Raw genomic sequence first — 23,239 nt, forward strand, 5'->3', positions numbered from 1 at the left:
CCCTGCCCTCTTAGGTTCGTTACTTATTGAATGAAATTAAGCGTTGTCGCCTTCTACAACTTCAACGATTTCTTCGATTGAATCAGCTTGACCTTCAGTAGCTGCCAATTCAGCTTCTACTGTAGCAACACTGTCTTCACCTTGACGTCCTTCGATAACAGCGTCAGCCATTTTCGCAGTGATCAATTTAACAGCGCGGATAGCGTCGTCGTTCGCTGGGATGATAACATCGATATCATCTGGGTCAGTGTTTGTGTCGACCATCGCTACAACTGGGATACCCAATTTCTTAGCTTCTTTAACAGCGATTTGTTCTTTATGTGGATCCACAACGTACATTACGTCTGGGATACGAGGCATGTCTTCGATACCGCCCAAGAATTTTTCAAGACGAGCGCGTTGTTTGTTCAACAATGCGACTTCTTTCTTAGGAAGAACTTCAAAAGTTCCATCTTCTTCCATGCGTTTGATTTCTTTCAAACGAGCGATACGTTTTTGGATTGTTCCCCAGTTAGTAAGAGTTCCACCCAACCAACGGTGGTTGATGAAGTATTGACCTGAACGAACAGCTTCTTCTGCAACAGCATCAGCAGCTTGTTTCTTAGTACCTACGAACAAGATCACTGCATCGTTTGCAGCTGCATCACGCATGAAGTCGTATGCTTGGTCAGCGTATTTTACAGTTTGTTGCAAGTCGATAACGTGGATTCCGTTACGTTCTGTGAAGATGTACTTAGCCATCTTAGGGTTCCAGCGACGAGTTTGGTGACCGAAGTGTACACCAGCCTCAAGAAGTTGTTTCATTGAAATTACTGCCATGAGTAGTTTCTCCTTTTTTGTTTTTTTTCTCCTCTCTCAGACGTCAACTTGCAGCACGACCACAAGGGCAACGGTGTCACAATGGATCCGAGATGAGTATTTGCTGTCTTAGACAACTCTATAAGTATAGCAAAAATCCCTAGAAATCGCAAGCTATTTGAGAGATTTTTTCAATCCTTATGATGAAATGGTTTTCTAAAGTTGTTTGAAGGAAAAAGTTTTTCTTGACCTATCTTGTTTTTTAGGTTACAATATTATATGTTACGGCGGTATAGCCAAGTGGTAAGGCACGGCTCTGCAAAAGCTTGATCGTCGGTTCAAATCCGTCTACCGCCTTGATAATAAAATTTTTTATCATCTTTTATCTTTTAAAAATTCCCCTAGCAATAGGGGATTTTTTGTTTCCAATTGCTCCATTCCTTGATTATTGATATAATAAAATCTCGCCTGATCGGCGAAGCACATTAGAAAGGGTTATTATGAAAAACATTCGTTTCTTTACGATCGGCCTTCTTTCACTAGTAACACTAGTAGCTTGCTCACCTGCCAATTCTGCGCAACAAGTAAAAACAGCTTCTAGTTCTAGAAAACCGATCAAACAATCTTCAACCAAAAAATCATCTAGTAAACCGTCTAGCACTTCTTCAGACAGCACTAGCTCAAATGATTTTTCAGATCGCTACAGCATGGATCCAGATGATGGTTCTTCTCTCCAATATGTGCCGGGAGCTGCATCCATTCCTGAGATCGAAAAACTCAAAAATCTCCACCCTACCACTGGTTTTGTATTAAGAACCGAAGATGGACAAGAGGTTGGTGGGCCAAAAGAAAGAAGCAGTTACGATGACGTAGTTGCAGCCTTTGGTCAACCCGTAAGTAGTACAGACAGTGCGAATCCTGGCGATGGGGTCAATGTTTGGGCAACAGACAATGGCGATATCATGGCTTTCTTCCGTAATAATGTGTTAACAGATATCACCTTCCGACTAAGAGGGGGCGATGCCAACCACCAGTCTACTGGCGCCATTTCCAAATCCGATACACCAAAAACAGCTCTCGAGCGTCTCGGAAAACCCTATGCCATTATGCGTTCTGAACGTTGGACCAGCTATGTCTATAAAGATAGCAACGGGGACGAATCTAACTTCTCTACACAAGGAGACCAGATCGTTAATGTTATGTCTGCTGCAGAAACCAAGCGTTTAAAAGGCATCACCGGTCTGGATAAAAATCAATAACGATCCATACAAAGAGGCTGGGACAAAAGTCCTAGCCTCTTAATTATTTTTGGATTGTCGAGCAAGACGCAGTGGTTGAGTGCTCAAAGCACTGCTTTGAGGTGGCGGATAGAACTTGCGAAGCAAGTATCCTAAGTCTTTGTTCGCTTTTTAAGCTTCAAAGATGCCCTATGTTTCCTTTATCTGCAACCTTCAACAGTCTCCCAGACTGTTGAAGCTGTCCCACTCTCTCTTTCTTACAATTCAGCAATTTGGTTCAAATTCACTTCTGCAACCGTATCGTTACCGAACATAGAAATGACCATTTTCACCTTGTTGTTATCAATTTCAGTGATCTTACCAGTATAGTCTGTGAAGGCACCGTCGATGATGCGAACTGTGTCGCCCACCTTGACATCCAAATCAAACTCTTGAACGGTTTGACCCATAGAGAGCAAGATGCTGCGGATCTCTTCTTCCAACAATGGAGTTGGTTTTGAACGGTTCCCGTGTGATCCAACGAAACCAGTAACGTTCGGTGTATTCCGAACGACAAACCAAGCTTCATCTGTCATGACCATTTCTACCAAGACATAACCTGGGAAGCGGTTTTCTTCGATTTCTTTTGTTTTACCGTTTTTCTCAACTTGTACGGTTTGAGTTGGAATCTCTACGCGCAAGATGTTTTCTAACATATTGTAAGTTTGCGCACGTTGCAAAAGATTCTCTTTTACCTTATTTTCATATCCTGAATAGGTTTGTAGTACAAACCAGCCTTTATCAAAACTGTCCATTTGGGCATCCTTTCTTTCTGTTTAGCCTGCTCGAGCTTTTGTGAACATACTAAAAAAAGCCTCTTGGCTTTCCTTTTCCTAGCTTCATTATACCACATTTTGCAGGAATGCAAAGAGGTTTGCTGATTTATTTTTAAGAAAAGACCATAAAAAGCAGGACCCTTGGGATCCCGCCTGGCTTCTTTTCTTAAAAGAAATTGATCATGTGCAATAGGCCACGTGCAATGACTTTGTCAAACAAATAAATCAATGCAACAAAGAAAGCGGTGTACTCAATCACTGAGATAAAGTTTTTCCATCTTTCCTTGCGATTTGGCCAAGTTGTATCTTTTAGTAAGACGAAAATATCTTTAATGAATTTCACAACTCTCTCCTATCGTGTTTCTTTATGGATGGTATACTTGCTGCAATGTTTGCAGAATTTATTGACTTCTAGACGTGTTGGTTTTGGCGTCCCACTCAACTTAATGGAGTAATTGCGTGACCCACAAACCGTACACGCTAGACTTGCTTTTTTTAATGCCATAACGCCTCCGTTCACCCCATTATAGCAAGTTTTCCACGTTTTGACAAGGACAGAAAATCTACTGTCAATAAAAAAGCAAAACTAAAGCGTTATCACTCTAGTTTTTTCCTCATTTTTGGTAAAATAAAACAAAAGGAGACGAATATGAAAAGTGATAACTTAAAAGAAAGTAGAAATATCGAAGACCGTCGAGGGCAAAGCTACTCCCAGTCTTCAGGCAACAGTAACCTTGGCGGGGGCATTTTACAAATTTTGCTATCGCCTGGTAGCTTCAAGAGTAAGATCATCATCATCCTTGTCATGGTCCTTCTAGGAGGGGGAGCTAGCCTTGGGGGCCTCTTTGGAAATGGGACTTCTTCTCAACCATACCAGTCCACCCAAGTCACGCGCACCAATAAGACCCATGTCGACGATGCAGACGCCCAGTTCGTCAGCAAAGTCCTTGGGACAACAGAAGATCATTGGCACAAGGTCTTTCAAGCAGAAGGACGGACCTACCAGGAGCCCAAACTAGTCTTCTATACCGGACGGACAAAGACAGGCTGTGGGGTTGGGCAAGCATCAGCTGGTCCCTTCTACTGTCCAACCGATAAGAAAATTTATTTGGATATGAGTTTCTACAAGGAATTGACCACCAAATACAAGGCTAGTGGCGACTTTGCCATGGCCTACGTCATCGCCCATGAAGTCGGCCACCACGTACAAAATGAGCTGGGAATCCTTGGCAAATACCACCGTATGCAGCAAGGACTTTCTGAAAAGGAACGGAATGCCATCAGCGTCCGCATCGAGCTACAAGCAGATTACCTAGCAGGTGTCTGGGCCCGCTCCATTCAAGACCGAAACCTTTTGGATATCGGTGATATCGAAGAAGCCATGAATGCGGCCCATGCAGTCGGTGACGATACTCTCCAAGAGCAAGCTTACGGCTACTCGGTGCCAGATAGCTTTACCCACGGGACTTCGGAACAACGCATGCGCTGGTTCAAACGGGGCTACCAGTACGGGGATCTCCAACACGGCGATACCTTTAGCTTGTCAGATAGTGAACTTTAAACAAAGATCTATTCAGAAATGCTTCTGAATAGATCTTTTAGAATATAGACAAATTGCATTTTACATAAAACAACCTAAGTGACGTTGAAAAATTAAAATAATTAATACTATTAGGATCATTTCAACAGAAACTTTCCGCCGTGAGAAAAGTGCTAGAAACACTGGTGTTTCTAGCACACGGGAGTTTTGGAAGTAAAACAGTTCGGGGAACTGTTTTAGCATGAGCCTAAAATTTGAAAAGCGAATGGGTTTAAAACGAATTGAACACGGGCTGCGGATCGTGTCAAAAAGATAAGTCTTCCTAGAATCTAAAGATTCTGCGTCAAACTTCCTATTTTGACTTTATCCGCCGCGCCCTTTGTATCTTAATTTAGTCATGGAACTTCTTCGAAGTTCGCTGACGTCCGTACTCACCTAAGGAAAGTTGCTAAGATGACTTTATCTTCAATCTGCAAAAAACGATTCAGAAGAATTTCTGAATCGTTTTTTGATTAGAAACCAAGCCAGCCTTTGAAGGTATCCCAAGCGTTTTTCGCTTTTCCTGGGATATCGGCCTCGTCGATTGCTTTTTTCGCATTATCAACCATATTCGACGCCTTTTCTTTGACATCCTCAAAGAAACCTTTGTCTTCTTTGCTATCTGTTTCTGTCGTTTCTTCTCCGACTGGTGCAATACCGTTTTCAGCATAAGAGTTCTTCACCGAGTCAAACTGGGTACCGTCTGTATAAGGCAGAACACTGTTGGCAACATTGCGGAAGATCTCGGATGCCGTTCCAGCACTACTGTCCGTCAGGTAGTGATTTTCATCGGTCGTTGGGAAACCAAGCCACTGACTGATGACCACATCTGGCGTGTAGCCGATCACCCATTGGTCTCCAGAGAGGTCCTTGTTAAAGCTGGTCTCTGTCGTACCGGTTTTCCCTGCCATGGTATAGCCATAAGGCGCAGCGTTAACCCCTGTACCATTACTAAAGGTACCAAGCATCATATTGGTCATCTTATCTGTCGTTGAACCACTAAGCACTCGGGTTGATTTCTGGCTGTGGCTCTTGACCACTTGGCCACTAGCATTTTCGATCTTGGTAATGAGGTGGGCATCATTCATGACCCCTCCATTGGCAAAGGTTCCATAAGCTTGTGCCATCTGCATCGGATTGGTTGTCACACCAGCTCCCAAGGCAACGGCAAGCGACTTGTCCACCTTGTCCATGTTGAGGCCGAATTTTTTCCCGTATTCAAAGACCGTATCGAGACCCAAATCATTAGCGGTCGCTACGGCTGGAAGGTTAAGGGACTCTGCCAAGGCCTGGTACATCGGTACCGTTGGGCTAGACTGGATTCCCGCATAGTTATTGACCTCATAGCTTCCATATTGGGTGGTACTATTGTCCAACTCCTTATTGGTCGACCAACCTTCAGCAACAGCTGGGCTATAGACGACTAAAGGTTTGATGGTTGATCCTGGACTACGGGCAGCCTGGGTCGCATAGTTATAGCTACGGAAACCTGGATTTTGATCGCTTCCGACACGCCCTACGAGGGCCCGAACCCCTCCGGTCTTAGGATCAAGCGCCACACTACCAGATTCCGCGCGCGTGCCGTCTTCCGCTACTGGGAAGAGGGCCGTATTGTCATAGATCACCTGCATGCTTGCTTGGTAATTCTGATCCAGCTCGGTGTAGATCCGGTAGCCATTTTTGACAATGTCTTCTTCGGTCAGGCCATATTCATTGACCGCTTCATTGATGACCGCATCAAAATAGGATGGGTAGCGGTAGTCCTCTGACTTGCCTTCATAGGCATCGACCAGCTGGCCATGGATATCCACAGCAGCCGACTGATCAGCTGTTTTCTGATCAATATAACCAGCCGCCACCATATTTTGGAGGACCGTATTACGGCGATTGGTCGCATTCTCTACCGAATAGAGCGGGTTATAGATTTCCGGCCCCTTGAGCATACCGGCGAGAACCGCAGACTGATCCAGGCTTAATTGACTGGCTGAAACCCCAAAATACTTCTTGGAAGCATCCTCAATTCCCCAAACCCCGTTTCCAAAATAGGCATTGTTGAGGTACATGGTGAGGATTTCTTTTTTACTGTATTTCTTATTGATTTCAAGCGCCAGGAAGAATTCCTTGGCCTTACGCTCCACCGTCTGGTCCTGAGACAGGTAAGCATTCTTGGCTAGCTGCTGGGTGATGGTCGACCCACCACCTGAGCGACCCAGGGTCAAAATCGCTAAGAAGAAGCGACCATAGTTGATCCCGCTATTCTTGTAAAAGCTCCGGTCCTCTGTTGCGACCACGGCATTTTGCAGATTCTCACTAATGGCATCGAGTTCGACGTAGGTTCCTTTTTGCCCGGTCAAACTTCCCGCCTGGTCCCCATTCTTATCATAGATAATGGTAGTCGCCTTCAGTGCATTCTGCAAATCCTTGACGTTGGTCGTCTTAGCAAGATAGAAGAGATAGCCCCCTGTCAAGAGGCTAAAGCCTAGCCCAATGATCAGGAGAATCTTGGTCAAATGGAATCTGCGCCAAAAACGACGGAAAGGATGCTGAGAGAGAGGCTTGTTTCTGTGCTTGCCTGAGCGACTATAGGTCGGCTCTACTGTCTCTTCCGGTAGTTCCGTGTCTGGCACTTCTTCTGCCACCGCTTTGGGCGGATGATCCTTTCTAAAAAAAGTGATCAGGTTTTCAAATAATTCTTTTATTCTATTCATACCTGTTATTGTAACACCTTATCCTTGTCCTAGCAAGAAAAGATAGCTCATCCCCTTCTCCCATTTAGTTTTCTTTAAGCTTAGATTTTGCTACAATAGGGTCATGAACTATCAATTTACCATTCCACAATCCTTTCCCCAGATGACTGTGAAAGAGTTGCTTGAGGACTACTTCCTCATTCCCCGTAAGATTCGGCATTTTTTACGAACCAAGAAACACGTCTTGGTCAATGGCGAGACCATCAACTGGCAGAGCCCCGTTCAAAAAGGAGACCAGATCCAGCTGATCTTTGACGCGGACGATTACCCTGAAAAAGAGCTCCCAGCCGGAGACCCGAGTCTGGTCGAAGAACTCTATCAGGATGAGCATGTCATCATCGTCAATAAGCCTGAAGGCATGAAAACCCATGCCAATGAGCCGACAGAAATTGCTCTTCTCAACCATGTTTCCAGCTATGTTGGATCTACCTGCTACGTCGTGCACCGCTTAGACAAGGAAACCAGCGGAGCGATTTTATTTGCCAAAAATCCTTTTATCCTGCCCATTCTCAACCGCATTTTAGAAGATAAAAACATCCAACGCGAGTACTGGGCCTTTATCCAAGGCAGCTTAGCACAAAAAACTATCGTCTACAAGGATAAAATCGGACGCGATCGCCACGATCGGCGCAAGCGCCTGGTCGATCCACGCAAGGGACAGTATGCAGAAACTCAGGTGACGCAACTGAAAAAAATCGGACGAAACAGCCTGGTCAAATGCCAGCTCAAAACGGGGCGTACCCATCAGATCCGGGTTCATCTCTCCCATCATGGCCACCCGATTGTCGGGGATCCTCTCTATAACCCTGCACGCGGAGAGCGACTCATGCTCCATGCTCACCGCTTGACCTTCACCAATCCATTAACCCTTGAAACCATCCAAGTCGAGGCCCCTTCCAAGAGTTTCGAAGAAGGGTTGAAAAAATAAGAAAAGAAGCCTGCGGCTTCTTTTTTTTATTGATAGCGAGGAGTTGCAAATCCACGGATATTGCCATGTCCGATTCGGTAGGTATTGCGACGGACTTGGTTGTTGGAGTTTCCTTCAATGGTATGAATGATTCCGTTTGAGACGCTTTCGACAATTCCGATGTGATCCGCAAAGCCATTGTTTTGTTGGCTATTTTGATCCCAGTTAAAGGTGATGATGTCCCCTGCTTTTGGTGTAGTGGTACCATCTTCATTCCAGATGCCCAAGCGTTTGAAGATCTGGATGTGACGTTCGACTCCACATTCACGACCAATCAAACCGCTCAAACCTTCCCGCTGGAAGACTGTTGTGACAAAGATATCACACCAGTCATCGGTCGTCTTCACTGCATAACCAACTGGAAGTGGTTTGACACTGTTGTAATCATTGACCAATTGATGGTGAGCTGCAGTGCCGCCACGAACGCCCACTAGACTAGCTGCTGCCCGTAAGACACGGTCCCGTTGTCCATTCGTTACACGAGGACTAAAAGCAGTTTGATCTACTGTCGCACGGGGATGAAGGGCTGTTTGACCAAGGTTAAAGCCTTCAACGCCACCATCGACATAATCCACATAGACGTGAGTGGTATAGTTACCTGATTGGTACTGGTGATTTGCTGCAGAGACCTGCACTTCTGTATGCATACCAGAAGGTGCTGTTGAATACCAGAAAAGATTTTCTTGGTGCGCTTGAGACCAGGCTGCGACACGGATGTTCTTAATCCGACGTCCCTGAGGCGCTTGATCCACTGTTACCGTATAGGTTCCAGCACCAGAATTGACATTCTTAATAGAAGCTTGCGTCTTAGTCATGGCATTTCGGAACTCCACTTCTGTAGTCGTGGTACCAACACCTACACGAGAACCATCATTTTGGATATAGTAGAGGTGGATATGGTACTTACCAGTAGAGTTCTTGTGATCGCTCGCTTTGACCGATACCTTGTAGTCTCCATTTGATTGGCGAGTCGCTTCATACCAGCGAATATCATCTTGGCCGTCCTTATCAGACCAAGTAGGGACTTGCACAGTTCGCACACCTTTAGGATTGTAGACATCCTTAATGATGACGTCAAAGGTACCTGTATCCTTGTTGTTGTTTTGGATTAGGATCGTACCAGAACGGCGGGCTTGACGCACCTCTGTCGTGGTTTCTGTGATGTAATTTCGTTGATTAGTTTGATCTACATAATAGACATGGACATTGTACTTACCATCCTCATTTTTATGATCTGAGGCTTTGATGGTCGCACGGTAGCTTCCATCACTTTGACGGACTGCTTTATGCCATACTAGATCATCAGGCCCGTTTGAATCTGACCATGTTGGGATCAGAACTTCTTTCAAGCCATTTGGAGCAACAACATTACGAATAACGGCATCAAATGTGCCTGTTACAGTATTGTTGTTCTCAATTGTGACAGTGCCACTTGGTTTAACTTCACGTACTTCTGTCGTTGTCTTTGTGATGTAGGCTTTCTGATTATTTTGATCTACGTAGTAAATATGAACATTAAATTCACCTGTGTCATTCTTATGATCAGATGCTTTAATGGTTGCACGGTAGCTGCCATCACTTTGGCGCACTGCCTTATGCCAAATCAAATCGTCCTGACCATTTTTGTTAGACCAAGTAGGGACTAAAACTTCTTTCAAACCAGTTGGAGCGACTACATTCCGAATAACCGCATCAAAGGTTCCTGTCTCAGTATTGTTATTTTCAATCGTTACTGTACCGCTTGGTTTGACTTGTTGAACGTCAACTACTTTTTCAGTCAAAAACAAATGATTATTTGAATCATCTACAATGTAGGCGTCAGCTCGGTAATTCCCAGTTGAATCCTTGTGATCCGTTGCTTTGATAGTCACACGATAAGAACCATCTGCTTGACGCGTTGCCTTGTGCCAAATGAGGTCATCTTGACCATTTTCAAGACTCCATGATGGTACTAAAACTTCTTTTAGACCAGTCGGTGAAACAATATTACTAACAACCGCATCAAAGGTACCTGCTACTGGGTTATTGTTTTCAATCGTCAGAACTCCACTTGGTCGAACGTAATCTACCGAAACTACTTTTTCAGAAATATAATGACGGTTGTTGGAATCATCTACAATGTAGGCATCAGCACGGTAATTGCCAGTTGAATCCTTATGATCCGTTGCTTTGATAGTCACACGATAAGAACCATCTGCTTGACGCGTTGCCTTGTGCCAAATGAGGTCATCTTGGCCATTTTCAAGACTCCATGATGGTACCAAAACTTCTTTCACACTTAGTGGTGCTGTGATATTACTAACAACTGCATCAAATGCACCGGTAGTTTGATCATTGTTTTCAATTGAGAGAGTACCACTCGGTTTCTGTACTTTTTCTGTTGGTATACTATTATCTTCTGCTTCTATCACTCGTGCCCGTGCGCCGTAGGGAGCACGACTAGCTACCACGGCAGGTACTGGATGCTCTGATACAACCTTGTCGCTAGTGCCCTTGTCAGAAGACTCGTTATTGCTAAGAGTCGGTGTATTAGGTGCTGTCTCTACTCCAACAGCGTTTTCTGTCTGAATACCTTTCTCAACTCCCACTCCTTCGCTTACAGTATTCTGAGCTTCTGATGAAGTTGTTGTTGCAACGACAGCTGATGTTTTTTCTGGTGTTTGATCGGACGCATGTTGCTCATCGGCTTTGACTTGTTGTGTCGAAAAAGCCAACAAAACGGCTGTCCCAGCATAAAAAATAAGATCTTTCTTTTTCATATAAACTTCCCTTTATACAAATTTTATACGTTAATCATTTTACCATACGGTTTCAGCGATGAAAAGTTTTATAAGGCAAATTTTTGAAATTAGTGATATTTTTTTGAAAAAACCAAAAAAAGAAGTCCGTCTGACTTCTTTTGACCTTATACTAAATGCTTTAAGGCCGTCTTTAAGTAGTGACCTTCTCGGATTTCCTGACCGACACGCTTGGCATTGTCTACCAAGTCTTGGTAATCGGCATCTGAAAGATTGTCGATTGCCTCCTTCAAGTCATGAAGAGATTCTACTGCAATCCCACAGCCCTTCTCAAGCACAAAGTGAGACAAGGCTGACTGTTTCCACACCACAAGCGGAAAGCCCGATGCTAGATAAAGCGATGCCTTGTGGGAGTTGTTGTAACGGAGGTATTCTCCAAAAAAACCACTACAGGTCTCAACGCTATCTCCATCCCAGACCAGACCAAAACCGCCCTCAAGGGCTGCAGGAAGCTCATCAGGTAGAAAAGAACCAAAGTAGGTTTCATTTGCAAGTGCTCTAGTCTCATCAAAGCCAACACCATAGAGGTTATAAGCCGGTGCTTCTGGAAGAGTATAAAGATAACCAGCTTTTTCCTTGGCCAAATTACCTGCCACAATTATCGGCTGGTCTTTTGTTTGGCCACTCTTTTCTTGAAAATCTGGAATCAAATAGTCAAAAATACCAAGGCTGACAATCTTATCTTCTACAACCCCCTTATCCACTAAAACAGATTTCATAACCGGGTTGTGAGCAATAATTCCTGTAACACTACGGAACGTATCACTTTCAGTTAGTTTCATCCGTAACTTCATTCTAAATGGTAAGGTTTTATCATTCACAAAACGCAGTGTTTCCAAATCATGAACTAAAAAATAGACGTCCGTACCCCTGTTTTTAAGTTTTTTTAGTAAATGGTTAAGAAACAAAGAATGATGTAACAAAGGAAATTGAATTATGATCTCATCATTTTTCTTTAGGTCTTTGAAAGCTCTAAAGAGAGCTCTATATTTATGAATCTGTGCCCTAAGAACATTCATTTGATACCAGTCATCCACCAAAACTTTCAACGGAGAATAACCTAATTTATTTAAAATTGCTTCAACGTCATTACGTGCTTTATTTCCCGCATTTTTAGCATTATTGTCGTGTAAAAATTCTTCTTTTAAATAGTATTTCATCTCTTACTTCTCATTTTTCATACGCTGATTTTTTAGGATAATATTCATTTAAAATTTGCTTGAAATGAATGATGTTTTCTTCCCTAAAGTCACCATCATCATTGACACAAAGCAGTTTTTTACGTCTATCTGTAAAGATAGATTCCAGCTTATCCACTTGATTTAAACCAATTGTTTCTCCGAAATTTTTAGACATAGGATAAAACTGATTACTTTCAATTTGCCAGTTAGAACAAACGTATTGATTGACATCTACCCCATAATCTCTAATCTTATTTCTGGATGTTCTATCCAAAGTTTCACCTTCGATGTCCCACAAATGTGACAAAGTACTCTTCTTCATCGGTACAGGCAAATGCTGATTCACATAACCCGTCGGTCCCCATGGTAAGAGTAACAAGTTTTTCAAAACCAAGGAACCATAACGAAAATTAAAAAATTTCCAAGGAGAGGATTTCATAGCCTTCTTATTAGGAAAATGGCGATAAATCAACTCAACATTATTGTGATAAGTATTTGTAAATGGTGACCATGGAACTAAAGCATCGTATACTGCTAAAAGCTTGGGTTGACCATTTTTATAAAAATCTGAAGGTTGACTATCTCTAATCAAGTACATATCATCATTGAAATACAAATAGTTCTCCGACAATCCTTCAATCCGATGAAGATTAAGCTCAATAGCCGCTGAATTATAGGTAGGTAGATATTCATTAGGCATAAATTCCTTATGAGTGACCAATTTAAGTTTTGGATGCTCCAAATTTAACCAGTCAGGCTTTTGCCCGTTGGTAATTAGATAAACATTATTCACCCAAGGAGCATGCTTTTCAATCATTCGAAACCAGTAATTAAAAATACCGTAATCACGATAACGTTGCTCTCCGTCGATTTCTTGGTCTATTTTTGACATTTGACCTGTCACGGCTTGTTTCTCGCGGATAAACTCAGTATCACTTCCGTCGACCCAAAGAACCACGATATCAATTTTTTCTTGTGTCATTTAATAAATTCTTTCTCAACGACTTCTAGAGCACGCTCAATAACCACATGCATATCGTAGTATTTATAGTCTGCTAGGCGTCCACAGAAGATGACCTTGTCATTTTTGGATGCTTCTTCTTGGTACTTGGCAAACATGGCATTGTTCTTTTCATCATTGATTGGATAGTAGGGCTCATCGCCTCGTTTCCAATCAGCTGGGTATTCACGGGTAATCACCGTCTTCGGTTGAGTCCCATACTCAAAGTGCTTGTGCTCGATGATCCGAGTGTATGGAATTTCACGCTCGGTGTAGTTGACCACAGCATTACCTTGATGATTTTCCTCATCCAAAACTTCGTGTTCGAATCGAAGGCTACGATATTCCAACTCTCCATGCTTGTAGTCAAAGTACTGGTCGATCATCCCTGTGAAGACAATTTTTTCAGCTGAAGCTTCCAGTTCTTCACGATTAGCAAAGAAATCAACGCCAAGCTCTACTTCTACATCACCCAGCATGTTTTCAATGATGACATTATAACCACCAATTGGAATCCCTTGGTAACGGTCGTTAAAGTAGTTATTATCAAAGGTCAAACGCACTGGGAGGCGCTTAATGATGAAAGGAGGCAGGTCTGTTGCAGAACGTCCCCATTGCTTCTCCGTATAGCCCTTGATCAACTTTTCATAGATGTCCAGACCAATCAACTTGATCGCTTGTTCTTCCAAGTTCTTAGGCTCAACATCTTTCATATCCGCCGTTTGCTCCGCAATCTTGTTTTTGACTTCTTGAGGAGTCTTTGTCCCCCACATGGCATAGAAGGTATTCATGTTGAAGGGAAGATTGTAGAGTCTGCCCTTGTAATTAGCTACCGGTGAATTGATATAGTTGTTAAATTCAGCAAATTGGTTGACATAATCCCAAACCTTTTTGTTTGAGGTATGGAAAATGTGGGCACCGTACTTATGAACATTGATTCCTTCAACTTCTTCACAATAGATATTACCACCAATGTGGTCCCGTTTATCAATCACTTTTACTTTTTTGCCACGCTTGGTTGCCTCATGAGCAAAAATTGCCCCCGATAGACCAGCACCAACAATCAGATAATCGTACATAGTTGTCTCCCTATTTTTTTATTAATTGCTGTTTCAACTCTTTCACATTCACTACCTTGAAGAGTAAAATCAAGGTTCCATAGATGACCCCACCTAGGCCAGCATATAGAACGACATTCAGCGTCGGCGAAAGGTGGACGATGAACTTGACTAGTAGCAAAAGACCATACATGAGGCCTGAAGCGAACACAATCTTCATCATTGAGCCCATAATCGGCACTTCTTTAAGATAAGTTCGTGTGAAGTAGAGTTGAATCCCCCATACCAAAGCTTCTGTCAACACTGACACAATCGCAGCTCCAATAAAGCCCAGTTTTGGTAGGAAGATGAGATTCAATCCGACACTGACAATGGCAGGTACAGTAGTCGAAATCATAAATTCTTTATTTTTATTGTGAGGGATTAGAATTTGAATCCCCATGATATTGGTCCATCCGATAAAGAACATTCTAAAAATCATGATGGCAATGGCATAACGCGCATCCTGGAAGTCCTTCCCTAGGAAGAATTGAACAAAATCATCATTGACGATTAGCATACCGGCAATAATCGGGAAAATGACCAAATTATAAATCAAAAAGGACATTTGGTGCATCTTGTTAACAGCCTTTTGGTCCCCTGAGGATAAGAGGCTCGATACCCGAGGCAACATGACGCTGCCCAGTGAGGTCACCAAGGTCAACAAAATATTGACGAGTTTTAAGGCTTGGTCGTAAATCCCCACATCCTTTGTAGAGGCGAGAGCCCCAAGCATGGTCCGATCCAAGGTGACATAGAGGGAAATGGCGATCTGCGGTAGAAAGAGCAGAATGACCGGCTTTAAATGTACCCGTGCATAAGCCATATCAAAATGGGCTTTCCCAATGAACTCCCGAGCGGGTAGCCACATGCTGAGCTGACCTAAGAGCTCAAAGATGGTGAGCAAGAATACGTAGAGATACAGATCATTGGCAGATTTGACAAACAAGAAGATGGAGATGACTCCAACCAGTTTGACCGTGATATTCCGAACCGTAATCTTGCGAAAATCTTCTAATCCCTGAAAAAGCCAGGAAATATCGAGTCCCTTTGAAACCAAACTGAGTCCTAAGATATAGGCCACAGGGTTTTGCATAGAAGGAAGGGTTAGACATAAAAGAACATAGAGGGTAAGGGATAAAATCGTAGCCCCCAACTGAAGGGTATAAATCCCCCAGAAATTCTTTTGAATATCTTTCCGGTGTCCTGAAATCTCCTTAGTTCCATAATTGGCCACTCCTAGCGTCGCCAAAAGGAGAAAATAAGTAACAATGGAGTTGAAATAGCCATAGGTCCCCAAGTCATTTGAACTAAAGACCCGCGTCACATAAGGGGTGGTGATAATCGGCAAGATAATCACCAGTAACTGGTAGGAGAGATTATAGGCGTAATTTTTAAGAACTTTCATGATCATTCAATTCTATCTTTTATTTTGTATTGAACTGGCACAAGGCTAGCAAAAAGTGTAAAAATAAAAATATTATATCCTGGTCTTATCCAAAAAGCTTCTATCATACAATTAATTGTAATAAGCGATAATAAAGCTAAGAATAGGAACATACCCTGTTTATAAATTCTCTTTGATGCAAGTACATAAATCAATACCAGTAATACTACAGGAACAACTCCGTAGTAAAATAACATTTGAATATAAGAGGAATCTACATAGTTATAACTGTATACTGATTCTGTTGTGCCACCATATCCTATAAACTTAACCCCGGTTGCTCCAAACAAATGTAATCCATAGGTCTCTATTGCATTTTTCCCTAAAAATAACCTCATACTGAATAAGTTGTTCAAACTCACAAATAATGAAGAAGACCAGGTAAAGAAATACGATAAGTAAAACATTAAGAAAGAAAATATAGCTGCAAAATAAGGTAGGATCCCATAAATTTTAAATTTTCTTTCTTTAGTAACATACATAACAATAAAAATGACAGTTGCTACAAGTACAGAAAGGGCATTTAACCTAGCATCACAAAATTTGATGATAAAAAATGCTAAACTAATACCTACCAAGGTTCGTAGTATGATGAACCTTTTCCGTAGTACATATCCCCAAGCAATAAATAAATAAAAACAGTGAGACGCAAAGTCAGTTGGATAAATGAAACCAAAGGAATTTCTAATCACAAGGCCAGACGAACGGACCTGAGCAAATTGTAAATTAGGAATAACTCCCAGAATTGAAAGTAAGAACACTCCGAACACTATCGTTCCTGACACAATAACGTATGTTTTTAAGATAACATCAATATCTGCATCATATAATAACAAAATCAATAATGAATAAAGTAGGAAATTAGTCCCGCCCGTATGCATGAATACGACAGAACTTGTTAGTAGTAATAAAATAGCAGTTAAGATATAAAAGAACGTGAATTTTTTTATATACAAAAATCTAAAACATAATAATAATGAAAAACAGATTAATAAAACAACCGGAAGGTTTGGGATTATTCTGTTTAACATTGTTGTCATAAGAGTATCGTACCCAACAATGAGAGTCAATACTAGAATAACCAAAAGGTTCTCAAACTTAATTTTTAACATAATCCCTTTTTCTCTTAATAAAATAGCTACACCTATTTAAAAGCAATTTTACGTAAAATTGGATTCATTTTCATTTTTTCAATAAAGATGACTGTCCGAAATTTTCTTTTGGTGAGAAGATCAATACTCAATCTTCTAAGAAAAGAAGAAATATTTCGCTGTCTCAATAACGTCTTATAAGACCCAATAATTTGATTCCTGTTTCCTGAAAAGATATCGTAAAAAGCTTTATTATCGATAATAGATCGCAGTAATTTTATCTTTTCTTTCCTTCTCGCATTTAAATTAGAAATTTGAAAGGTTGCACTTACAATGATTTTTGTCTTAATTTCTTGAATTAACGTAGCATCTTCTAGTTGGAACTTTTTAAGTAATTTTTGCAATATTTGAAGTTCATCTAATTGAATTTCAATTCTTCTAGGATGAAAACTCGTCAGTGCAGAACCACTTCTACCTGCAATATAATTATAAAGAGTCGAATCAATAAAAAGAATGTTATCTAATTGTTGATAAACTTGGAAATTAAATAAAGTATCTTCTCCTATTGGTTTACTAGGAAACTTAATATTATTTTTTAGAATGAATTCTTTGTTATAGATTCTCGACCAAACATTATACATCATATCAGTTTTGAAAAGCTCTATAAATTTATTTCTAAATTCATTCTTTCCAAGAAGACCACAATGCGTATAAAAATGAGGGCGACAAGACAAAATAGTGTCCTTATTTTCTTTAATTTCATTGTAGCCAAAACAAAGAACATCCCATTTATCATTGAGGTTAGGAAATATTTTTTCAAAGAAATCCTCAGATACGAAGTCGTCTGGGTCCATAAAGTATAAATAATTCCCCCCCGAGAGAGAAATACCTAAATTCCTCGCTTCTGCCACTCCGTTATTTTCAATGTGACTAACAAAAATATTCGAAAAATTACTTTGGTACTCATCACAAATCGCACCACTTTTATCATTTGAACCATCATCAATTAGCAGAATTTCATATGTGATTGATGACGGTTGCAAAAGTATTGAATCTAGGGCTCTTTTTAAATAACCTTCAACATTAAATACGGGAACAATAATGCTCAAATCTATATTATCCATTAACCCTTCATCCTTAATTTATGACGAATAAACTCTAGTGTCCATTTCTCTTTTTTAAACTTCTTTAAAATTGTTGATTTAACATATGCCCAATAGAATTTATTTCTTGTTACTTCTAAAAACTCTTCCTTAGAAATCTTCTCTCCAATAACTAATTGATTTGGTATAACATAAAATGAATCTACTAGTCTAAACTCAGGACACTTAATCACTCTCTTTTGAAAATGTGCATATAGAGGACGATTAATCTCTATATTACCATCGATTAAATTTATTGATTCCAAACCATTTTCCTCTGACCAAAAATAATAGCGTTTAGGTTCATTTTCACCATATTCTCGAAATGAGAAATGACTAATATCGATATCATCAAAAAACTTATCTTGCAGTTGTTTGAAATTACTTTTTTCAAAAATCTTTTGGATACCGTTTGCCTCATCAAAAATAAAACTTTGCTCATTAGTGAAGACATTTTGATAATCCAATCGATAGTTTAAACCTTTACCAGACATAAATATACGATTAACTTCTTGTGAATTTTTAAATATTTGGAGGTGACCAAAAAGGCCATATCGAGCATAATCATTCTCAAAAAAGCTATGCTTTTCCAGAAATTGATAAATATCACCAAGTAAGACATCTGTATCACAAAATCCCCAGTAATCATACTCTTTTAATTCTTCTTCAAAAATAAGCCCGTAAGCAACCCTATAGTCACATAATTTGTAAGGTGTTTTGAGAGAAATTTTAAAATCAAACTTAGACTGGATTTTTTCTCTTAAATCATCAAAAGAAAGAGTTACAAATTCTATATTTTTAGCATTTAAAATTTCAAATTGGTCAACCTTTTGATCCGTATAAATTAAGAAATCAATTTTTTGATTACGTTTAGCAGTCAACAAAAAATAAGGAAAAAAGGTTGGAAGTTTTCCAAAATATGGAATAATTAGTCTTATCTTTTTCATTTAGTTAGATCCTCTCCACCTTTATTCAGCCAAGTTACAACATTAAAATAGCGATGATATGTTTTCAAGTCGATGCCAACGTGTCCTTGCTTTTCAGCTGATTTGAAATGAACTAAGGAAGGTAAATCACTATAATTCTTTGAAGAGAAAATAACCTTACTCTTGTATGGAAGCTCTTCGAACTCTTTCATCAATTCATAAGTACAAGCATCATTGTCATTGAACTTGAAATATAAATGATCCCAATGAATTCTTTCTAAACGACGGTTCCATTTTTGAATTGCTTCTTCCTCATCTGCATAATGCAGGAAATGAAGTTCAATATCATCAAGGAATGCTAGAGGATAGGCATTATCAAAGTCTTTGATATATTTTGATTCCTTAACAAATTTCAAAGGGATGTTTCCGCTCAAATAATGTTTTAAATTCTTAAGCATCTTAATGTAATCAGGTGAAAAGATAAACATCCCTACAAATGGCGTTTGGTAAGGTAAACCCAATTCTTGATAAACTTTTCCTGCCCAACAATTATCACAAATAATCGTGAAATTCTTATTCTTGAGTCTTCGCCGAGGAATAAAGTTAATAATTGGATAAACGATTGGTTTTAATTTGTTCTTAATTGTTTCAGTATTCATCTTAATATTTCTTATACAGCTCCGAAAAATTCAGAATATAACTTTGTAATGAGAAGAGTTCTTTTTGACGTTTGACCGATGCCTTACCAAATTGCTCTCTCTTCTCGGTATTGTTAGCTAATTCTTGAATAGCCTTAGACAATTCTCTAGGCTGATTCGGTGTAGCAAGAAGGCCGTTTTCGCCCTCCTTGACCATCTCACAGACACCGCCATGACAGTAGCCGGCTACAGGTTTGCCACAAGCCATGGCTTCTAGGACGACTGTTGGTAGTGGATCTGGATTGGTACTTGGCAAGACAAAGATATCAAACATATTATAGAGCTCTGCCGTCTTGCTATAATAGTCAATTCGCTTGATTTGGCTAGCTGCTGGTGAGTCTGAAATAGCTTTTTCCAACTCATCGACACGCCACTCTTCCCCCTCAAATGCACTACCTGCTAAAAAGGCTACTGCTTTTGAATCGGCCTGTAAGATTGGCGTCACAGCTTCTAGGAAGTCGCCTTGCCCTTTCCAGGCATTCACTCGACCAACCATACCGATAACCAAGGCATCCTGTGCGATCCCAAATTGGTCACGGACAGAGCTAGCATCGATTTCATGATAGACGGCATTGTCGACCCCATTATAAATAACTTGAACCTGGTCATCTTTGACATAGCGAGACTGTTTGACATGATTAGCAACGGCATTTGAAACTGTCACAATCTTATCCGCATAGCGCCCCATCAAAAAGTTGATGAAATCAGAAATCGCTTTTGGTTTGACGATAATTTCATGGACATGCCAAATCAAAGGAAGTTTCAACTTACGTTTGAGATAAATTCCCTCAAGTACCGCAGTCGTATTGTTGTGAATAAGGGTAATGCCATTCTCTTTAGCATATTGAGCAATTTGCTTTGAATAACGATTATAAGAGCCAAAGTACTCAAGAATCCCTTTTGGATTAAAATATTTCCGGCGCAAAATTGGGTAATCAATAACTTTAACCTTTGCACCGACCTCTTCTAAAGCACCCACTAAGACACCGTCGTTGGGTAAAATAACGTGTGCTTCAAAAGCATTTTTATCCAAACCCTTAATAAGCTCCAACAACACCTTGTCAGCACCATACATTTCGGCACCAGCATGGAGATATAAAATTTTCTGCATTTCTAACCTTTAAATACTTTCTCGTAGTCCGTGACAATCTTTTCCCAAGTGAAAGCATCTGCAATCCGTTGACTTGATTTTTCATTGAGGTCTGCGATGGCTTGAGCGTCTAATTGCTCAGCTTGATCAATGACATGTGCCAATTGATCTTTCTTCCAATAAAGAGCCCCCTCTTCACCGACTTCTCGGTTGAAACCAACATCTAACAAGAGGTTGAGTTTAGTAGACTCGAGCGCCTCAAGAAGGGATGGATTGGTCCCGCCTACCTCATGACCATGGAAGTAAGCAAAGGCATTCTCACGAATGTATTTGAGCAATTCTTGGTCATAAACAGTCCCAACAAATTTCACACGAGGATCCTTGTCAAATCCAGTATCTTTACGCAACTGTTCATAGAACTTGTTTTGTTCTACATTGGTAATCAGGACAAAATCTTTTTGTGAATTGGACTGCATAAAGCCACGAATCATGGCCTCATAGTTGTTTTCCGGCACAAAGCGTCCCACAACAAGGTAGTAGTCCCCTTCAGTAACTTGCTTATCTGCAAACCAAGTCCGTACTTTCTCGTCCTCTTTGTTCAGGATAGACTTGCTTGTATCTGTTCCATAGGCGATATAGGTCGTTTGTGGCTGATACTTAGCATAGTCCTTCTGAATATAGGCTTCGATATTCTTGCTATCACAGATTAAAAGGTCGGCGTGTTTGACCATGAGTTGCTCAGAAAACTTCCAATACTTGCGGACTGGAAGACTCCACTTGGCACGAAGCCACTCATGACCATCTGGATTGACCATCAGAGTTCCTCCGATAGCCTTGATTTTCTTTTTAATCCTTGAAATAAAGGGACCAATCCGACAAGCCAAGACATAAAAGATCGGTGCTTGATCTTTGTTTTCTTTTGCGATCTCAATCGCCTTATTGAGGGCTGCGATATCATAAGCAATGGCACGCGCAGGACCAATATTAGGGACATCAATGTTGTAACAGATTGCGCCGTTATGCTCGAAAGTATCTGCAGTAATCCCTGATTTGGCTGAATTCTCCCGCATACAAGCTACATAATACTGGATATTTTTGTCTTGTTGGAATTCGGTTAACTTCTCAACAAAGGTCTCAAAACCACCATATTTTGCTGGAATCCCTTTAGAACCAACGATATAAATTGATTGTGTCATTTTTCTCCTAACATGGAAAGGACGAAGTAGGCATTTTCCTACTTCGCTCCTTCTTTTCTAAGTACAACCTTCACGGTCTTGAGCAGGATCTGAATATCTCTCCAGATCGTCCAACCATCCATGTACGCAACGTCGAGTTTGACTACCTCGTCAAAGTCTGTAATCTCACTGCGTCCGCTCACTTGCCAAAGTCCGGTAATACCGGGCTTGAAGCTGAGGCGGCGTTTTTGGGCTGGCGTATAGTCTTGGTATTCGTCTACCGTTGGAGGACGAGTTCCGACTAGACTCATGTCACCGATCAGAACATTGTAAAATTGTGGCAATTCATCCAGACTGGTCTTACGGATAAAGCGTCCGATTGGTGTTACCCGTGGATCGTTTTCCATCTTAAACATCCCACCTGTCATGGTATTTTGATCCATGAGATCTTTTTTAATCTCTTCGGCATCCACGCGCATGGAGCGGAATTTATAGAAGTTGAAATACCGTCCGTTCTTTCCGACCCGCTTCTGTACAAAGAAGGCAGGTCCGCCATCTTTGCGGATTAGAGGGACCAAAACGATACTCACTAGTCCACAAATCAAGAGACCAAAGAGGGCTCCTGCAATGTCCAAGAGACGTTTGGCAAATACGTGGCTCGGTTTGTAGAAATTGGTTGAGAAAGTGACGACACTTAGTCCCCCGACTTCTCGAACCCGTTTATTGCCCAAAGAAGCGAAGTTAAAGGCATTGAGATTGACCGATACATCGATCCCCATACTCTCAAACTCCGAGACGAAATCACTAATATTGTAATCCTCACTTGGCAGATTAATAAACACTTCATCCACCACTTCCTTGGTCACAAAGTTCATCATTTGATCTGGCTGCACCACCCGTACACCTGAATGAGCAAAATCCGTATCATCCATGACAGTGACACCGATCAATTCCCCATGATAAAGGCTAGGCGAATGCAGAATATCAAATACCTTTTCCATCCGACTGGTCGCTGTAATCAGGAAAATCTTTCGCGAACTTTTCCGCCGCGGTGAAACAGACTTCCGGTATCTCTTGAGCAAGAGATCCATGATATAGACGGAAAACGTATTAAAAAGAAAGAAGTAGATCATCCCCCGACGAGAGATGGAAAAGACCCCATCGAGCATAAAAGAGGTAAAGGTGATCCCAACAGCGAAAAATACATTGTATTTCAAGACTTGAAAGAGCTCATCTAGATAGCCTCTGCTATAAAAACGATAGGCAATATTGCTAATGTAAAAGGCTACAAAATGCAAGAGATAGAGAATGGCGATCGTCTGTGACGTGTATTCTGCATCCTTAAAAAGACTCACAATGTAAGCTGAAAATAGGACAGCTAAACTTTGAAAGAGAACAATATTTAGTTTTTCCAGTTCGATTCTTTCTTCTCCCATTTTCCCTCAATCCT

General features: G+C 40.9%; 20 protein-coding genes and 1 tRNA gene. 4 read left to right on the forward strand and 17 right to left on the reverse strand.

The annotated features are described in order from the left end of the window. Positions 1-36 precede the first annotated feature (36 nt). Entirely contained in the window at positions 37-819 is a 783-nt protein-coding gene (rpsB, locus tag TZ97_RS08120; protein WP_003016971.1) for a 30S ribosomal protein S2, read from the reverse strand. A gap of 265 nt (positions 820-1,084) precedes the next feature. Here rpsB and TZ97_RS08125 point away from each other — a divergent pair. Both TZ97_RS08125 and TZ97_RS08130 read left to right on the forward strand, forming a co-directional pair. Further along, positions 1,085-1,155 (forward strand) — tRNA-Cys (locus tag TZ97_RS08125). Positions 1,156-1,298: 143 nt separating this feature from the next. Continuing rightward, a complete protein-coding gene (locus tag TZ97_RS08130) occupies positions 1,299-2,057 on the forward strand; it encodes a hypothetical protein (protein WP_045759999.1) in 759 nt (252 codons plus the stop codon). A gap of 236 nt (positions 2,058-2,293) precedes the next feature. On the opposite strand, the gene nusG is transcribed toward TZ97_RS08130, so the two are convergent. The 3 genes from nusG to rpmG form a co-directional block, all read right to left on the reverse strand. After that, positions 2,294-2,830 carry a transcription termination/antitermination protein NusG gene (gene nusG / locus TZ97_RS08135; RefSeq protein ID WP_003002077.1) on the reverse strand — a complete coding sequence of 179 codons (537 nt, stop codon included), beginning with the start codon at positions 2,828-2,830 and terminating at the stop codon, positions 2,294-2,296. A gap of 187 nt (positions 2,831-3,017) precedes the next feature. Next, entirely contained in the window at positions 3,018-3,194 is a 177-nt protein-coding gene (gene secE, locus TZ97_RS08140; RefSeq protein ID WP_003002261.1) for a preprotein translocase subunit SecE, read from the reverse strand. A gap of 9 nt (positions 3,195-3,203) precedes the next feature. Next, entirely contained in the window at positions 3,204-3,356 is a 153-nt protein-coding gene (rpmG, locus tag TZ97_RS10340) for a 50S ribosomal protein L33 (RefSeq protein WP_003009043.1), read from the reverse strand. A 144-nt stretch (positions 3,357-3,500) separates the two neighbouring features. Here rpmG and ypfJ point away from each other — a divergent pair, with 144 nt between their 5' ends. Continuing rightward, entirely contained in the window at positions 3,501-4,412 is a 912-nt protein-coding gene (gene ypfJ, locus TZ97_RS08145; RefSeq protein ID WP_045760000.1) for a KPN_02809 family neutral zinc metallopeptidase, read from the forward strand. Between the two features lie 491 nt (positions 4,413-4,903). Here the strand turns inward: ypfJ and pbp2a are convergent, their stop codons facing one another. After that, a complete protein-coding gene (gene pbp2a / locus TZ97_RS08150) occupies positions 4,904-7,138 on the reverse strand; it encodes a penicillin-binding protein PBP2A (RefSeq protein WP_045760001.1) in 2,235 nt (744 codons plus the stop codon). A gap of 103 nt (positions 7,139-7,241) precedes the next feature. Between pbp2a and TZ97_RS08155 the strand changes: the two genes are divergently transcribed. Then, complete coding sequence (locus TZ97_RS08155) at positions 7,242-8,105, forward strand: RluA family pseudouridine synthase (protein ID WP_045760002.1); 864 nt, start codon at positions 7,242-7,244, stop codon at positions 8,103-8,105. Positions 8,106-8,131: 26 nt separating this feature from the next. Here the strand turns inward: TZ97_RS08155 and TZ97_RS08160 are convergent, their stop codons facing one another. The 12 genes from TZ97_RS08160 to TZ97_RS08215 form a co-directional block, all read right to left on the reverse strand. Beyond that, positions 8,132-10,903: a GBS Bsp-like repeat-containing protein gene (locus TZ97_RS08160; RefSeq protein ID WP_045760003.1), complete on the reverse strand. Its 2,772-nt coding sequence runs from the start codon at positions 10,901-10,903 to the stop codon at positions 8,132-8,134. A gap of 146 nt (positions 10,904-11,049) precedes the next feature. Beyond that, on the reverse strand, positions 11,050-12,102 hold the full coding sequence (locus tag TZ97_RS08165; RefSeq protein ID WP_045760004.1) for a sugar transferase: 1,053 nt from the start codon (positions 12,100-12,102) through the stop codon (positions 11,050-11,052). Between the two features lie 10 nt (positions 12,103-12,112). After that, positions 12,113-13,105: a stealth family protein gene (locus TZ97_RS08170; protein ID WP_045760005.1), complete on the reverse strand. Its 993-nt coding sequence runs from the start codon at positions 13,103-13,105 to the stop codon at positions 12,113-12,115. Beyond that, a complete protein-coding gene (gene glf / locus TZ97_RS08175) occupies positions 13,102-14,202 on the reverse strand; it encodes a UDP-galactopyranose mutase (protein ID WP_045760006.1) in 1,101 nt (366 codons plus the stop codon). Before glf ends, TZ97_RS08170 begins: the two co-directional genes overlap by 4 nt. Before the next feature lie 10 nt (positions 14,203-14,212). Next, complete coding sequence (locus tag TZ97_RS08180) at positions 14,213-15,628, reverse strand: flippase (RefSeq protein ID WP_045760230.1); 1,416 nt, start codon at positions 15,626-15,628, stop codon at positions 14,213-14,215. Positions 15,629-15,630: 2 nt separating this feature from the next. Continuing rightward, on the reverse strand, positions 15,631-16,779 hold the full coding sequence (locus tag TZ97_RS08185; protein WP_045760007.1) for a polysaccharide polymerase: 1,149 nt from the start codon (positions 16,777-16,779) through the stop codon (positions 15,631-15,633). A gap of 32 nt (positions 16,780-16,811) precedes the next feature. Continuing rightward, positions 16,812-17,882, reverse strand: coding sequence for a glycosyltransferase family 2 protein (locus tag TZ97_RS08190; protein ID WP_045760008.1), 1,071 nt, complete (start codon positions 17,880-17,882; stop codon positions 16,812-16,814). After that, positions 17,882-18,847 carry a DUF6625 family protein gene (locus TZ97_RS08195; protein WP_045760009.1) on the reverse strand — a complete coding sequence of 322 codons (966 nt, stop codon included), beginning with the start codon at positions 18,845-18,847 and terminating at the stop codon, positions 17,882-17,884. Before TZ97_RS08195 ends, TZ97_RS08190 begins: the two co-directional genes overlap by 1 nt. Beyond that, positions 18,844-19,485, reverse strand: coding sequence for a DUF1919 domain-containing protein (locus tag TZ97_RS08200; protein WP_045760010.1), 642 nt, complete (start codon positions 19,483-19,485; stop codon positions 18,844-18,846). Before TZ97_RS08200 ends, TZ97_RS08195 begins: the two co-directional genes overlap by 4 nt. Position 19,486: 1 nt before the next feature. After that, positions 19,487-20,635, reverse strand: a complete 1,149-nt coding sequence (locus TZ97_RS08205) for a glycosyltransferase family 4 protein (RefSeq protein WP_045760011.1) — start codon at positions 20,633-20,635, stop codon at positions 19,487-19,489. A gap of 2 nt (positions 20,636-20,637) precedes the next feature. After that, positions 20,638-21,810, reverse strand: coding sequence for a beta 1-4 rhamnosyltransferase Cps2T (cps2T, locus tag TZ97_RS08210; RefSeq protein ID WP_045760012.1), 1,173 nt, complete (start codon positions 21,808-21,810; stop codon positions 20,638-20,640). Positions 21,811-21,848: 38 nt separating this feature from the next. Next, positions 21,849-23,225, reverse strand: coding sequence for a sugar transferase (locus TZ97_RS08215; RefSeq protein WP_045760013.1), 1,377 nt, complete (start codon positions 23,223-23,225; stop codon positions 21,849-21,851). Between the last annotated feature and the right edge of the window lie 14 nt (positions 23,226-23,239).

The organism is Streptococcus parasanguinis (assembly GCF_000963275.1).
In the GTDB taxonomy this organism is placed as follows: Bacteria; Bacillota; Bacilli; order Lactobacillales; family Streptococcaceae; genus Streptococcus; species Streptococcus parasanguinis_B.